The sequence below is a fragment of the Streptomyces sp. NPDC104309 genome (assembly GCF_055584025.1).
Genome location: NZ_JBVJMV010000003.1, coordinates 296,555 through 311,120 on the forward strand (window position 1 = coordinate 296,555; position 14,566 = coordinate 311,120).

General features: G+C 69.6%; 10 protein-coding genes. 6 read left to right on the top strand and 4 right to left on the bottom strand.

Annotation, left to right across the window (positions count from 1 at the left end; genetic code table 11):
- Positions 1 to 16: 16 nt before the first annotated feature.
- Positions 17 to 3,529 (bottom strand): methionine synthase, encoded by a 3,513-nt coding sequence (gene metH, locus ACZ68L_RS05440; RefSeq protein WP_469574336.1) that lies wholly within the window; start codon positions 3,527 to 3,529, stop codon positions 17 to 19.
- A gap of 239 nt (positions 3,530 to 3,768) precedes the next feature.
- Between metH and ACZ68L_RS05445 the strand changes: the two genes are divergently transcribed.
- The 6 genes from ACZ68L_RS05445 to ACZ68L_RS05470 all read left to right on the top strand — a co-directional run bounded on the left by ACZ68L_RS05445 (position 3,769) and on the right by ACZ68L_RS05470 (position 10,763).
- Positions 3,769 to 4,533 carry an IclR family transcriptional regulator gene (locus ACZ68L_RS05445; protein ID WP_469574338.1) on the top strand — a complete coding sequence of 255 codons (765 nt, stop codon included), beginning with the start codon at positions 3,769 to 3,771 and terminating at the stop codon, positions 4,531 to 4,533.
- A 237-nt stretch (positions 4,534 to 4,770) separates the two neighbouring features.
- Positions 4,771 to 5,562, top strand: coding sequence for an MIP/aquaporin family protein (locus tag ACZ68L_RS05450; protein ID WP_469574339.1), 792 nt, complete (start codon positions 4,771 to 4,773; stop codon positions 5,560 to 5,562).
- A gap of 56 nt (positions 5,563 to 5,618) precedes the next feature.
- Complete coding sequence (gene glpK, locus ACZ68L_RS05455) at positions 5,619 to 7,145, top strand: glycerol kinase GlpK (RefSeq protein ID WP_469574341.1); 1,527 nt, start codon at positions 5,619 to 5,621, stop codon at positions 7,143 to 7,145.
- Positions 7,146 to 7,150: 5 nt separating this feature from the next.
- The gene (locus ACZ68L_RS05460) at positions 7,151 to 8,761 is read left to right on the top strand and encodes a glycerol-3-phosphate dehydrogenase/oxidase (RefSeq protein ID WP_469574342.1); all 1,611 of its coding nucleotides are present in this window, start codon (positions 7,151 to 7,153) and stop codon (positions 8,759 to 8,761) included.
- 132 nt (positions 8,762 to 8,893) lie between these two features.
- On the top strand, positions 8,894 to 9,952 hold the full coding sequence (locus ACZ68L_RS05465) for an LLM class flavin-dependent oxidoreductase (protein ID WP_469574343.1): 1,059 nt from the start codon (positions 8,894 to 8,896) through the stop codon (positions 9,950 to 9,952).
- Positions 9,953 to 10,091: 139 nt separating this feature from the next.
- Positions 10,092 to 10,763 (top strand): FadR/GntR family transcriptional regulator, encoded by a 672-nt coding sequence (locus ACZ68L_RS05470; RefSeq protein WP_037700470.1) that lies wholly within the window; start codon positions 10,092 to 10,094, stop codon positions 10,761 to 10,763.
- A gap of 111 nt (positions 10,764 to 10,874) precedes the next feature.
- Here ACZ68L_RS05470 and ACZ68L_RS05475 read toward each other — a convergent pair whose 3' ends face one another.
- Genes ACZ68L_RS05475 through ACZ68L_RS05485 form a run of 3 tightly spaced genes read right to left on the bottom strand, consistent with a single transcriptional unit; the run spans position 10,875 to position 14,490 of the window.
- Positions 10,875 to 11,927: an ABC transporter permease gene (locus ACZ68L_RS05475; RefSeq protein ID WP_351084180.1), complete on the bottom strand. Its 1,053-nt coding sequence runs from the start codon at positions 11,925 to 11,927 to the stop codon at positions 10,875 to 10,877.
- Positions 11,924 to 13,447, bottom strand: coding sequence for a sugar ABC transporter ATP-binding protein (locus tag ACZ68L_RS05480; RefSeq protein WP_469574345.1), 1,524 nt, complete (start codon positions 13,445 to 13,447; stop codon positions 11,924 to 11,926). Before ACZ68L_RS05480 ends, ACZ68L_RS05475 begins: the two co-directional genes overlap by 4 nt.
- 2 nt (positions 13,448 to 13,449) lie before the next feature.
- Positions 13,450 to 14,490, bottom strand: a complete 1,041-nt coding sequence (locus tag ACZ68L_RS05485) for a sugar ABC transporter substrate-binding protein (protein ID WP_469574346.1) — start codon at positions 14,488 to 14,490, stop codon at positions 13,450 to 13,452.
- Positions 14,491 to 14,566 lie beyond the last annotated feature (76 nt).

Below are 14,566 nucleotides of genomic sequence, written 5' to 3' on the forward strand. Positions count from 1 at the left end.
CGCGTTGAACGTGGCCTTACCGCGCGTTGAAGTACTTCGCCTCCGGGTGGTGGATGACGATCGCGTCGGTGGACTGCTCCGGGTGGAGCTGGAACTCCTCCGAGAGATGGACCCCGATCCGCTCGGGCCCGAGCAGCTCGGCGATCTTCGCCCGGTCCTCCAGCTCGGGGCAGGCGCCGTAGCCGAGGGAGAAGCGCGCGCCGCGGTACTTCAGCGCGAACATGTCCTCGACATCGGCCGGGTCCTCGCCGCCGAAGCCCAGCTCGGAGCGGACCCGGGCGTGCCAGTACTCGGCCAGCGCCTCGGCCAGCTGTACGGACAGACCGTGCAGCTCCAGGTAGTCGCGATAGGCGTTGGCCTCGAAGAGCTTCGCGGTCTCGCCGCCGATCTTCGAGCCGACGGTGACGACCTGGAGGCCGATCACATCCGTCTCCCCGGACTCCTCGGGACGGAAGAAGTCCGCCAGGCAGAGGCGTCGGCCGCGGCGCTGGCGCGGGAAGGTGAAGCGGGTGCGCTCGGAGCCGTCCTCGTGGAGCAGGATCAGATCGTCGCCCTTGGAGACGCAGGGGAAGTAGCCGTAGACGACGGCGGCTTCCAGCAGGTTCTCGGTGTGGAGCTTGTCGAGCCAGCCGCGCAGATGCGGGCGGCCCTCGGTCTCGACCAGTTCCTCGTACGTCGGTCCGTCACCGGCGCGGGCCTGCTTGAGGCCCCACTGGCCCTTGAAGAGCGCGCCCTCGTCCAGCCAGGACGCGTACTCCTTGAGCTGGATGCCCTTGACGACCCGGGTGCCCCAGAACGGGGGCTCGGGGACCGGGTTGTCGACGGCGACGTCGGAGCGGACGCCCTCCTCGGGCTCGTCGACCTCCAGCAGCGCCGTGTCGCGCTTGGGCACGCGGCGCTGCTTGAGTTCGGGCAGGGTCGCGCCCGGGACCCCGCGCTTGACCGCGACCAGCGCGTCCATCAGCCGCAGCCCCTCGAACGCGTCGCGGGCGTAGCGGACCTCGCCCTCGTAGATCTCGTGGAGGTCCTGCTCGACGTAGGCGCGGGTGAGCGCGGCGCCGCCGAGGATCACCGGGTATTCGGCGGCCAGCTTGCGCTGGTTCAGCTCCTCCAGGTTCTCCTTCATGATCACGGTGGATTTCACCAGGAGACCCGACATGCCGATGACATCGGCGCGGTGCTCCTCGGCGGCGTCCAGGATCGCGGAGACGGGCTGCTTGATGCCGAGGTTGACCACGTTGAAGCCGTTGTTGGACAGGATGATGTCGACGAGGTTCTTGCCGATGTCGTGGACGTCGCCACGGACGGTGGCCAGCACGATGGTGCCCTTGCCCTCGGCGTCGGACTTCTCCATGTGCGGCTCCAGATGGGCCACCGCGGTCTTCATGACCTCGGCGGACTGGAGCACGAACGGCAGCTGCATCTGGCCGGACCCGAAGAGTTCGCCGACGACCTTCATGCCCTCCAGGAGGGTGTCGTTGACGATGTCGAGGGCGGGGCGGGTCTGCAGGGCCTCGTCGAGGTCGGTCTCCAGGCCGTTCTTCTCGCCGTCGATGATGCGGCGCTGGAGGCGCTCGTCGAGCGGCAGGGCGAGGAGTTCCTCGGCCTTGCCGGCCTTCATCGACTTCGTACTGACGCCCTCGAACAGCTCCATGAGCCTCTGGAGCGGGTCGTAGCCCTCGGCGCGGCGGTCGTGGATGAGGTCGAGCGCGACCTTCACCTGCTCCTCGTCGAGGCGCGCGATCGGCAGGATCTTGGAGGCGTGCACGATCGCGGAGTCGAGGCCCGCCTTGACGCACTCGTCGAGGAAGACGGAGTTCAGGACGACCCGGGCGGCCGGGTTGAGGCCGAAGGAGATGTTGGACAGGCCGAGCGTGGTCTGGACGTCGGGGTGGCGCTTCTTCAGCTCGCGGATGGCCCCGATGGTGGCCATGCCGTCGCCCCGGGACTCCTCCTGGCCGGTGCAGATCGTGAAGGTCAGGGTGTCGATGAGGATGTCCGACTCGTGGATGCCCCAGTTGCCGGTCAGGTCCTCGATCAGCCGCTCGGCGACGGCGACCTTGTGCTCGACGGTACGGGCCTGGCCCTCCTCGTCGATGGTCAGGGCGATCAGCGCGGCGCCGTGCTCGACGGCCAGCGCGGTGACCTTGGCGAAGCGCGACTCGGGTCCGTCGCCGTCCTCGTAGTTGACGGAGTTGAGGACGGCCCGGCCACCGAGCTTCTCCAGCCCGGCGCGCAGGACCGGCAGCTCGGTGGAGTCCAGCACGATCGGGAGGGTGGAGGCGGTGGCGAAACGTCCGGCCAGCTCCTCCATGTCGGCGACGCCGTCGCGGCCGACGTAGTCCACGCACAGGTCGAGCATGTGCGCGCCCTCGCGGATCTGGTCGCGCGCCATCTCCACGCAGTCGTCCCAGCGGGCCTCCAGCATCGCCTCGCGGAACTTCTTCGATCCGTTGGCGTTCGTGCGCTCGCCGATCGCCAGGTAGGAGGTGTCCTGACGGAACGGGACGGTCTGGTACAGGGAGGCGGCGCCCGGCTCGGGACGGGGCGCACGAGGGGTGAGCGCGGCGCCGCGGACGCGCTCGACGAGCTGCCGCAGATGCTCGGGGGTCGTACCGCAGCAGCCGCCGACCAGCGAGAGGCCGTACTCCTGGACGAACGTCTCCTGGGCATCGGCGAGCCCCTCGGGACCGAGCGGGAAGTGCGCCCCGTCCTTGGTGAGCACCGGCAGTCCGGCATTGGGCATGCAGAGCAGCGGGATACGGGAGTGGCGCGTGAGGTAGCGCAGGTGCTCGCTCATCTCGGCGGGGCCGGTCGAGCAGTTCAGACCGATCATGTCGACGCCGAGCGGTTCCAGCGCGGTCAGCGCGGCCCCGATCTCGGAGCCGAGCAGCATGGTTCCGGTGGTCTCGAACGCCAGCGAGCACAGCACCAGGAGGTCGCTGCCCATCGCCTCCAGGGCGCGCCGCGCGCCCAGCACGGCGGCCTTGGTCTGCAGCAGGTCCTGCGTCGTCTCGATGATGAGCGCGTCCGCGCCGCCGGCGATCAGACCCTCGGCGTTCTGCTGGAAGCCGTCCCGCAGCATCGTGTAGGGAGCGTGCCCCAGCGTGGGCAGCTTCGTACCCGGGCCCATGGAGCCGAGCACCCAGCGCTGCTGTCCGGTGGACGCGGTGAACGCGTCGGCGACCTCGCGGGCGATGCGCGCGCCCGACTCGGAGAGCTCGTGGATCCGCTCGGCGACGTCGTACTCGCCCAGGGCGGAGGCGTTGGCCCCGAAGGTGTTCGTCTCGACGCAGTCCACGCCGACGGCGAAGTACTCCTCGTGCACGGAGCGCACGATGTCGGGGCGCGTGACGTTCAGGATCTCGTTGCAGCCTTCGAGGTTCTGGAAGTCCTCAAGGGTGGGGTCCTGTGCCTGGAGCATGGTGCCCATGGCACCGTCGGCCACCACCACCCGGGTGGCAAGGGCCTCGCGGAGGGCTTCGGCTCGGTTCCGGCTGTCGGCGGAAGAGGTCGGCAACGAGGCCATGGATGTACTCCCTGGGATGCGACGGCTGTCGGCTTTGCGGCTTCGGTGGAAGGCGCACCAGGCCAGCCTAGCCGGGCGGCGCCCGGGGCCGTCACTCCGTCCCACGGAACGGACGGCATGCTGTGCGGGGGGATGTCCGAATCGAGTGGTGCCCGCGGTTTTCCTCTGCGATCGAGCATTGGTCGGCATCGACCGATAGTGTTCAGCATTGTCGAACCGAGGTGGAGGAGTACGGCGCGATGGCCAAGAACATCCAGTCGCTGGAACGGGCGGCGGCGATGCTGCGCCTGCTGGCAGGCGGCGAGCGTCGGCTGGGACTGTCCGACATCGCCTCCTCACTGGGCCTGGCCAAGGGCACCGCACACGGCATCCTGCGCACGCTCCAGCACGAGGGCTTCGTCGAGCAGGACGCGGCGTCCGGCCGCTACCAGCTGGGCGCCGAGCTGCTGCGGCTGGGCAACAGCTACCTGGACGTCCACGAGCTGCGGGCCCGCGCGCTCGTCTGGACGGACGACCTGGCCCGCTCCAGCGGCGAGAGCGCCCACCTCGGGGTCCTGCACCAGCAGGGCGTGCTCATCGTCCACCACGTCTTCCGGCCCGACGACAGCCGGCAGGTCCTGGAGGTCGGGGCCATGCAGCCACTGCACTCCACGGCCCTCGGCAAGGTGCTCGCGGCGTACGACCCGGTGGCGCACACCGAGGCCCTGGAGGCCGAGCGGCAGTCCTTCACCCCGCACACCGTCACCGACGCGGAGGAGTTCGAGGCGATGCTCGACCTGATCCGGGCGCGCGGCTGGGCGGCCGACGTGGAGGAGACCTGGGAGGGTGTGGCCGCGGTGGCCGCCCCGATCCACGACCGGCGGCGGATGCCGGTCGGCGCGGTTGCCGTGACCGGGGCGGTGGAGCGGGTCTGCGCGGACGGGGAGCTGCGCCCGGAGCTGATCGCCGCGGTGCGCGACTGCGCCCGCGCCGTCTCCAGGGACCTGGGCGCCCGGCGCTTCTGACCGTCGCGGTCGGCGGTGACGATCGAGTTAATCGAGTTATAGGCCACACAACCCTTGACGGCTGATTCACCTGGGAGAAACACTGCCGTTCAGCGGTCGGCATTGTCGAACAGCTAACGGAAATTCGCGTTAGGGTGTGACAGCGCCAAGGGCCGGAAAACGCCCTCACGTGAGGGCGCGGACCACCGGAGGGACCCGGGGTTCGGCTTCCCTGGACGAAGGACAAAGGAGTCGCGGGTGTCCAGCTCCGACATCTTCATCGGCGAGACCATAGGTACCGCCGTACTCATCCTGCTCGGCGGTGGTGTCTGTGCCGCCGTCACTCTCAAGCGCTCCAAGGCGCAGAACGCCGGCTGGCTCGCCATCACCTTCGGGTGGGGTTTCGCCGTGCTGACCGGCGCGTATCTGGCCGGTGGCGTTTCCGGCGCGCATCTCAACCCGGCGGTCACGATCGGTCTCGCGATCGAGGGCGGCACCAAGTGGAGCGACGTACCGCTGTACCTCGGCTCCCAGCTGCTCGGCGCGATGATCGGCGCGGTGCTGGTCTGGCTGACGTACTACGGGCAGTTCCGGGCGCATCTCACCGATCCGGAGATCACGGGCGCCCAGTCGGGTGAAGAGGCCATGGTCGACCAGGCCTCCGCCCCGAAGGCGGGCCCGGTCCTGGGCGTCTTCTCCACCGGCCCCGAGATCCGCAACGCCGTGCAGAACCTCGCCACCGAGGTCATCGCCACCGTCGTGCTGGTCCTGGCGATCCTCACCCAGGGCCTGAACAACGACGGAAACGGCCTCGGCACGCTCGGCGCCATGGTCACCGCTCTCGTCGTCGTCGGTATCGGTCTCTCGCTCGGCGGCCCGACCGGTTATGCGATCAACCCGGTTCGCGACCTCGGTCCGCGTATCGTGCACGCGCTGCTGCCGTTGCCGAACAAGGGCGGTTCCGACTGGGGCTACGCCTGGATCCCGGTCGTCGGACCGCTCATCGGCGGCGCGATCGCGGGCGGGCTCTACAACGTCGCCTTCGCCTGAGCCGTGACGCACCGAGCCGTGACCCTCCAGACCACACAGACTTCCGGGAGCACACCGTGACCGACGCACACACCACCGGCCCGTTCATCGCGGCCATCGACCAGGGCACCACCTCCAGCCGATGCATCGTCTTCGACAAGGACGGCCGGATCGTCTCCGTCGACCAGAAGGAGCACGAACAGATCTTCCCCAAGCCGGGCTGGGTCGAACACAACGCGACCGAGATCTGGGAGAACGTCCAGGAGGTCGTCGCCGGCGCCATCGTCAAGGCAGGCATCACCGCCGCCGACGTGAAGGCGATCGGCATCACCAACCAGCGCGAGACCACGCTGCTGTGGGACAAGAACACCGGTGAGCCCGTCCACAACGCCCTGGTCTGGCAGGACACCCGCACCGACGCGCTCTGCAAGGAGCTCGGCCGCAACGTGGGCCAGGACCGCTTCCGCCGCGAGACCGGTCTGCCGCTCGCCTCGTACTTCGCGGGCCCCAAGGTCCGCTGGCTGCTCGACAACGTCGAGGGCCTGCGCGAGCGCGCCGAGCGCGGCGACATCCTCTTCGGCACCATGGACTCCTGGGTCATCTGGAACCTGACCGGCGGCACCGACGGCGGCGTCCATGTCACCGATGTCACCAACGCCTCCCGCACCCTCCTGATGAACCTGCACTCCCTGGCCTGGGACGACAAGATCCTCGCCTCCATGGAGATCCCGGCGGCCGTGCTGCCCGAGATCCGCTCCTCCGCCGAGGTGTACGGCACCGCCAAGGACGGCGTGCTGGCCGGTGTCCCGGTCGCCTCCGCGCTCGGCGACCAGCAGGCGGCTCTCTTCGGCCAGACCTGCTTCTCCGAGGGCGAGGCCAAGTCCACGTACGGCACCGGCACCTTCATGCTCATGAACACCGGTGAGACGCCCGTCAACTCGTACAACGGACTGCTGACGACCGTCGGGTACCGGATCGGCGACCAGACGCCGGTCTACGCCCTGGAGGGCTCCATCGCCGTCACCGGCTCGCTGGTGCAGTGGATGCGCGACCAGATGGGTCTGATCAAGTCCGCGGCCGAGATCGAGACGCTGGCCTCCTCGGTCGAGGACAACGGCGGCGCGTACTTCGTGCCCGCGTTCTCCGGTCTGTTCGCCCCCTACTGGCGTTCCGACGCCCGCGGCGTCATCGCCGGTCTGACCAGGTACGTCACCAAGGCGCACATCGCCCGCGCCGTCCTGGAGGCCACCGCCTGGCAGACCCGTGAGATCACCGACGCCATGACGAAGGACTCCGGTGTCGAGCTCGCCGCCCTCAAGGTCGACGGCGGCATGACCTCCAACAACTTGCTGATGCAGACGCTCGCCGACTTCCTGGACGCACCCGTGGTGCGGCCCATGGTCGCCGAGACGACCTGCCTCGGCGCCGCCTACGCCGCCGGTCTGGCCGTCGGCTTCTGGCCGGACACCGACGCGCTGCGCGCCAACTGGCGCCGGGCCGCCGAGTGGACACCCCGCATGGCCGCGGACACCCGCGACCGCGAGTACAAGAGCTGGCTCAAGGCCGTGGAACGGACCATGGGCTGGCTCGAAGACGAGGAGTAATCACCATGACCACCCCGCAGAGCGTCCCGGCACTCGGGACACACCCGGCCTCCGGCTCCCTTCCGAGCCGCGCCGAGACTCGGGAGCAGCTGTCCAAGGCGGCGTACGACCTCCTGGTGATCGGTGGCGGCATCCTGGGCATCTCCACCGCCTGGCACGCCGCGCAGTCCGGGCTGCGGGTGGCCCTGGTGGACGCCGGCGACTTCGCCGGCGCCACCTCCTCCGCCTCCTCCAAGCTGCTCCACGGCGGTCTGCGCTACCTGCAGACCGGTGCGGTGAAGCTGGTCGCGGAGAACCACTTCGAGCGCCGTGCGGTGTCCCGTCAGGTGGCTCCCCACCTGGCCAATCCGCTCACCTTCTACCTGCCGGTCTACAAGGGCGGACCGCACGGCGCGGCCAAGCTCGGTGCGGGTGTCTTCGCCTACTCGGCGCTCTCCGCGTTCGGTGACGGGGTCGGGCACGTGATCAGCCCGGCGAAGGCGCAGCGCGACGTGCCGGAGCTGCGTACGGACAATCTGAAGGCCGTCGCGGTCTACGGCGACGATCAGATGAACGATGCCCGGATGGCGCTGATGACGGTCCGCGCGGCGGTCGACGCGGGCGCGGTCGTCCTCAACCACGCGGCGGTGACCGGGCTGCGGTTCACCAAGGGCCGGGTGACGGGCGCCGATCTGGAGGACCGCACGGACGGCACGGAGTTCGGCGTCGACGCCCGGCTCGTGCTGAACGCCACCGGTCCGTGGGTCGATCACCTGCGCAGGATGGAGGACCCGAACGCGGCGCCCTCGATCCGTCTGTCCAAGGGCGCGCACCTGGTGCTGAAGCGCACCAGCCCGTGGAAGGCCGCGCTGGCCACCCCGATCGACAAGTACCGGATCACGTTCGCCCTGCCCTGGGAGGACATGCTGCTGCTCGGCACGACGGACGAGGAGTACGAGGGCGATCCGGCGGACGTCGCGGTCACCGAGAAGGACACCGCGCAGATCCTGGACGAGGCCGCCTTCTCCGTCAGGGACCAGCAGCTGTCGCGCGATCTGATCACCTACTCCTTCGCGGGCCTGCGGGTGCTGCCGGGCGGTCCCGGCGACACGTCCAAGGCCAAGCGCGAGACGGTCGTGACGGAGGGACGCGGCGGCATGCTGTCGGTCGCGGGCGGCAAGTGGACGACCTTCCGCCACATCGGCCGTACGGTGATGAACAAGCTGGCCGCGCTCCCCGGGCACCCCCTGGCGGACGACATGGAGCCGATCTCCCAGTTGCCGAAGAAACTCCCGCTGCCCGGCATCGCCAACCCGAACGCGGTGGCGCACCGGCTGCTGATCGACGGCGGTGCGCCGGGCCCGCGGATGGCGGCCGACACGGCGCGGCACCTCGCCACGCACTACGGCTCGCTCTCCTTCGACATCGCACGGCTGGCGAACGAGAACCCGGCGCTGGCCGAGCGCATCCACCCGGACGCGCCGGAGATCTGGGCACAGGTCGCCTACGCGCGTGATCACGAGTGGGCCGAGACGGCTGACGACGTGCTGCGCCGCCGGACGACGCTGACGATCCGGGGCCTGGCGACGGACGAGATCCGGGCCGGTGTCGACTCCATGCTCGACGACCGGGACTGACGGGGCCGGACATACGGGCGGGGCGGTTCCGACGCTGGAGCCGCCCCCTCCGCACGTCCGGCGGCCCGCAGTCCGGTGCACGCGCCACACGGCTGCCATACGGGTGCAATACCGCACGGGGACAGTTGAGCCATGAAGTTTTCCGTGCTCTCCCTCATCGGCCACGCCCCGCACCCGCTCGACCATCGGCTCCCCTCCCCCGCCGACCGGTTCGCGGAGGTGATCGAAACCGGGGTCGTCGCGGAGCGGCTGGGCTTCGACGCGTACTCGATCGGCGAGCGGCACGCCGGTCCGTATCTCTCGTCCAGCCCGAGCGTGGTGCTCGGCGCGCTGGCGGCCCGTACGTCCGTCATCCGTCTCCTGACCGGTGTCACGGTCGTCGCGATCCTCGATCCGGTGCGGGTGGCCGAGGACTTCGCGACGCTCGACCAGATGTCCAGGGGCCGGATCGAACTGGTCGTCGGAAAGGGCGCGGAGGCGGGTCACTTCGACCTCTTCGGGCTCGACGAGGAACGGCAGTGGGACCTCCAGAAGGAGAAGTACGAGCTGCTGCGCAGGCTCTGGACCGAGGAGGGAGTCGACTGGGAGGGCGAGTTCCGGCCCGCGCTGAAGAACACGACGACCCTGCCCCGCCCGTACGCCGGGGCGCCGCGGATCTGGCACGGCTCGGCGACCAGCCTCGACTCCCCCGAACTGGCCGCGCTCCACGGCGATCCGCTGTTCACCGCCAATGCCGTCCAGCCCCGTGCGGCGTATGCGCGGCTGATCGACCACTACCGGGAGCGTTTCGAGGCGTACGGGCACGATCCGGCCCGCGCGCATGTGGCGGCGGGATCCGGCGGGCTGCTGATCGCCGACGGTTCGCAGCAGGCGGTGGAGCGCTACAAGGAGCTGTACGAGGCGAAGGTGGCGCAGTCCTTCCGGCCGCATCTGGAGGGCCGGGCCGGCTACAACACCCCGTTCCGGACCATCGAGGAGGCCGTCGCGTACGGGCCCCAGCTGATCGGCAGCCCGCAGCAGATCATCGACAAGATCCTCGGCTGGCACGAGGTGTACGGGCACGACCTCCAGTCGATCACCGTGGACGGCTTCGGGCTGAGCCACCCCGAGCAGATCGAGACGCTGCAGCGGTTCGCCGAGGACATCGCTCCGGTGGTGCGGCGTGAGGCGCCGTCGGCGCTCTGGGACTGACCGGCCGGCCCCGACGACCGCCCGGGCGGCGCGTGCCCGGGACGACCTGCGGCAGATCTGGCTCATCCGGCTCTCCCGACCCGCATAATGAGGAGAGACATCGGATGTCTGATTCCAGTCCGGATCCAGGAGGACCGTCATGGCTGTCACCGACGAGGCGATCGAGAAGATCAAGGGAATGATCGTCTCGGGCGCGCTACGGCCCGGCGACCGGCTCCCCAAGGAGAGCGAACTCGCGGCGGAGCTGGGGCTCTCGCGCAACTCCCTGCGGGAGGCGGTGCGCGCCCTGTCGCTGATCCGCATCCTCGATGTGCGGCAGGGCGACGGCACGTATGTGACCAGCCTCGATCCGCAGCTGCTGCTGGAGGCGCTGAGCTTCGTGGTGGACTTCCACCGCGATGACACGGTGCTCGAATTCCTCGCGGTCCGCCGGATCCTGGAACCGGCCGCGACGGCGATGGCTGCCACCCGGATCAGCGAGGCCCAACTGGACGTGCTCAGCTCCCAGTTGGACGCCCTCGGCGCGCAGCCCTCGGTGGAGGAGCTGGTCGCCTGCGATCTGGAGTTCCACCGCGGCATCGTGCAGTCGTCCGGGAATTCGGTGCTCTGCTCGCTGCTCGACGGGCTCTCGGGGCCGACGACGCGGGCGCGGGTCTGGCGAGGTCTGACGCAGGAGGACGCGGTCAGCCGCACGCTCCACGAGCACCGGGCGATCGTCTCGGCCCTGCGGGACCGGGACGCGGAGGCGGCGCGGGCCTGGGCGACGGTGCATGTGGCGAGCGTGGAGCAGTGGCTGCGGTCGACGCTGTAGCGCGGTCATGGGGAAGGGGCGGAGGGGGATGTTCCCCACCCGCCCCTTCACCGTCGCCGGGGCTCCGTCCCGGACCGCGCGCCTCGCGCGCCGGCGAGGGACCCGACTCGTTCAGTCCTGCTTCTCGCCGCTCGCGAAGCGGGAGATGACCAGGGCGACAATGATGATCGCACCGTTGAGGAACTGGTTCCAGAGCGCCGGGACACCGCCGAGGGTCATCACATTGACCACCAGCTGGAGTGTCAGTACGCCGGTCAGCGCGCCGAACAGGGTGCCGCGACCGCCCTTGAGGCTGATGCCGCCGATCACCGCCGCGGCGAACACCTGGAAGATCCAGCCGTTGCCCTGGGTCGCGGCGACCGATCCGTAGTGGCCGGTGTAGAGAATGCCCGCGAAGGCCGCCAGCAGACCGCCGATGGCGAGCACGATCCAGGTGACCCGGTCCACCCGGATGCCCGCCGCGCGCGCGGCCTCCGGGTTGCCGCCGATGGCGTACAGCGAGCGGCCGTGACGCAGCCAGGCCAGCGCGGCGCCGCCCACGGCGAACAGGGCCAGGCAGATCCAGACGGCGGCCGGTGCGCCGAGCCACTCGCTCTTGCCGAGGTAGCGGAAGGACTCCGGGACGTCGGTGATGGACTTGCCCTCGGTGATGCCGATGTGGAGGCCGCGCAGCATGGTGAGCATGCCGAGCGTGGCGATGAAGCCGTTGACCCGCAGCTTCAGCATCAGGAAGCCGTTGACCGCCCCGATGGCGAGGCCCACCAGGAGGCAGAGCGGGATCGCCGACCAGGTGGGCAGCAGGCCCAGGCCCGCGAAGCGGCCGCCCTCGGCGGGCAGGACCAGCCACATCGCGACGACCGGTGCGATGCCGATCGTCGACTCCAGCGACAGGTCCATCCGTCCGCAGATCAGGATCAGCGCCTGGCCCAGGACCAGCAGGCTGAGCTCCGAGGACTGCTGGACGACGCTGATCAGGTTCTCGGAGGTCAGGAACACCGGCGAGACGATGAACCCGATCACCATCAGCACCAGGATCACCGGTACCAGGGAGAAGTCGCTCCACCGGATCAGCTTCAGCCGGTCCAGCGGGCTCTCGCCCGTCAGGGAGCCCTTCAGCCCTCCGTCGATGTCGTCGGCCGCCGGGGGCCGTACCGTGCCGGTCATTCCCTTTCCCCCACACCTTCCATGGCGGCGACGAGTTCCCCGTCGGTCCACCCGCTTGCGAACGTGGCGACCACGCGCCCGTGGAACAGGGCGAGTACCCGGTCACAGACCCGCAGATCGTCCAGTTCGTCCGAGATGATCACTGCGGCGTTGCCCTCGTCGGCAACCCGCCGTACGACTCCGAGCAGCGAGTCCTTGGACTTGATGTCCACACCCGCGGTGGGGCGGACCGCCACCAGCACGCTGGGCTTGCGGGCCAGCGCGCGGGCGACCACCACCTTCTGCTGGTTGCCGCCGGAGAGCCCGGAGACGGGCTGCTCGGGCCCCTGTGTCTTGATGTCCAGCGAGGCGATCATCGACCGTGCGAACTCCCTGGTGCGGGAGGGCAGTACGGTCCCCCAGGGGCCGAGCTGGTCGGTGACCGTGAGGGTGGCGTTCTCGGCGACGCTGCGGTCCAGCACGAGGCCCTGGTCGTGCCGGTCCTCGGGGATGTAGCCGATCCCGGCGTCCAGCGCGTGCGGCACGCTGCCCGAGCGCACGGTCCTGCCGTGCACGGTGACCGTGCCGCCGCCCGCCTTGCGCATGCCGGCCAGCGCCTCGCCCAGGGCGGTGTTGCCGCTGGCTGCGGAGCCGGCGAGGCCCAGCACCTCACCGGGACGAACCTCCAGGTCCAGTGGCTCGAACTGCCCCTCCAGGGCGAGCCCTTCGGTACGCAGGACGGGAGCGGCCGACTCGTCCCGTGCCGCCGCGCCGGCGGCGCCGGCGTGCCAGGCGGTGGCGCCGGCGGACTGCTCGCCGGTCATCGCCGCCACCAGTTCCGCTTTGGCGATGTCGGCGACCGGGGCGCTCAGTACATGGCGGGCGTCGCGGTAGACGGTGACCGCCGTGCACAGTTCGTACACCTCCTGCAGATGGTGGGAGATGAAGAGGAACGCCACTCCCTGGCTCTGCAGTTCCCTGAGCTTGTCGAAGAGCCGCCCGATGCCGCGGGCATCGAGCTGGGCGGTCGGCTCGTCCAGGATGATCAGCCGGGCGCCGAAGGACAGCGCCCGCGCGATCTCGACGAACTGCCGCTGCTCCACGGCGAGATCGCGCGCCCGGGTACTGGGGTCGACCTGGACCCCGTAGTCGGCGAGGAGCCGCTCCGCGCGCCTGCGCAGCCTCCCCCAGCTGATCCAGCGGGAGTTGTCGTCGAATCGGTTGAGGAAGAGGTTCTCGGCGACGGTCAGATCGGGGACGACCATGGACTTCTGGTAGACGCAGGCGACCTTCGACTGCCAGGCCGTGGTGTCCCCGAAGGCGGGCGCGGGCTCCCCGCCGAACGTGACCGCGCCCGCGTCCGCCTTGTGGAGCCCGGTCAGGACGCTGACCAGCGTCGACTTGCCCGCACCGTTGCGGCCGACGAGGGCGTGGGACTCACCGGGCCGCACGGTGAGCCGGACCCCGTCGAGCGCCACGGTGGGCCCGAAGCGTTTGACGATGCCTTCCGCCTGTACGGCAGGTGGTGGTGCCTGGTCCATGGCTAGCTCTTCTTCTCCAGCTGGTTGGCCCACAGCTTCGGGTCGTCGACGTTGTCCTTGGTCACCAGCGGCGCCGGAAGCTGGTCCTCCAGGCCGTTCGGGATCTTGATGATGTTCGAGTCGTGGTCGGTCGGGCCCACCTTGAAGGTCTTCCCGTCCAGCGCCGCCTTGGCGTAGTACAGCGCGTACTTCGCGTACAGGTCGGCGGGCTGGGAGATCGTGGCGTCGATCTTCCCGGCCTTGATGGCGTCGAACTCCTCCGGGATGCCGTCGTTGGAGATGATCGTGATGTGGCCCGGCGTACCGGCCGGCTTCAGCAGCTTCTTCTGCTCCAGGAGCGCGAGGGTGGGCTGCAGGAAGACACCGCCGGCCTGCATGTAGATGCCGTTGATGTCGGGGTTGGCGGCCAGGGTGGCCTGGAGCTTGGCGGAGGCGACGTCGCCCTTCCAGTCGGTGGCCAGCTCGAAGACCTTGATGCCGGGGAAGTCCTTGTCCATGCAGGCCTTGAACGCCTCGGACCGGTCCCGGCCGTTGATGGAGGAGAGGTCGCCCTGGAACTCGACGACCTTGCCCTTGCCCTTCAGCTGCTCGCCGAGGTACTTGCAGGCGTTCGCCCCGTACGCCTTGTTGTCGGCCCGCACCACCATGTAGATGTTGCCCTTGTCGGGGCGGGTGTCGACGCTGACGACCGGGATCTTCTTCTCGTTCAGCGTGTTGAGCGACTCGGCTATCGCGCCGGTGTCCTGGGGCGCCATCACGACGGCCTTGGCACCCTGGTCGGTGAAGGTCTGGACGTTGGCGACCAGCTTGCCGATGTCGTTCTGCGAGTTGGTCAGCGGCAGCGCCTTGACCTCGCCCTCCTTGACCCCCTTCTTCACGTAGTTCTGGTACGAGTTCCAGAAGTCGCTGTCGCTGCGCGGCAGGTCGATCCCGACCTTTCCGCCGCCCGCGCCGTCAGCGGTGGATTCGCGGTTGCAGCCCGCGAGGGCAGTGACGGCCAGCAGTACGGCGCAGGCTGCCGCACTCGTCGTACGCACTCTCATTGGTGTCCCGTCCTTTGTGGAGTACCGGCTCGGAGCTCTGTGGGCAAAGCGGCGGTGCGCGGGGGCGCGGCCCGAT

Bases quoted from the DNA above. Each gene is read 5' to 3' on its own strand.
- ACZ68L_RS05465 (WP_469574343.1), top strand. From the start codon at position 8,894: ATGAAGTTTTCCGTGCTCTCCCTCATCGGCCACGCCCCGCACCCGCTC.
- ACZ68L_RS05485 (WP_469574346.1), bottom strand. From the start codon at position 14,490: ATGAGAGTGCGTACGACGAGTGCGGCAGCCTGCGCCGTACTGCTGGCC.
- ACZ68L_RS05460 (WP_469574342.1), top strand. From the start codon at position 7,151: ATGACCACCCCGCAGAGCGTCCCGGCACTCGGGACACACCCGGCCTCC.
- ACZ68L_RS05480 (WP_469574345.1), bottom strand. From the start codon at position 13,447: ATGGACCAGGCACCACCACCTGCCGTACAGGCGGAAGGCATCGTCAAA.
- ACZ68L_RS05470 (WP_037700470.1), top strand. From the start codon at position 10,092: ATGGCTGTCACCGACGAGGCGATCGAGAAGATCAAGGGAATGATCGTC.
- metH (WP_469574336.1), bottom strand. From the start codon at position 3,529: ATGGCCTCGTTGCCGACCTCTTCCGCCGACAGCCGGAACCGAGCCGAA.
- ACZ68L_RS05445 (WP_469574338.1), top strand. From the start codon at position 3,769: ATGGCCAAGAACATCCAGTCGCTGGAACGGGCGGCGGCGATGCTGCGC.
- ACZ68L_RS05475 (WP_351084180.1), bottom strand. From the start codon at position 11,927: ATGACCGGCACGGTACGGCCCCCGGCGGCCGACGACATCGACGGAGGG.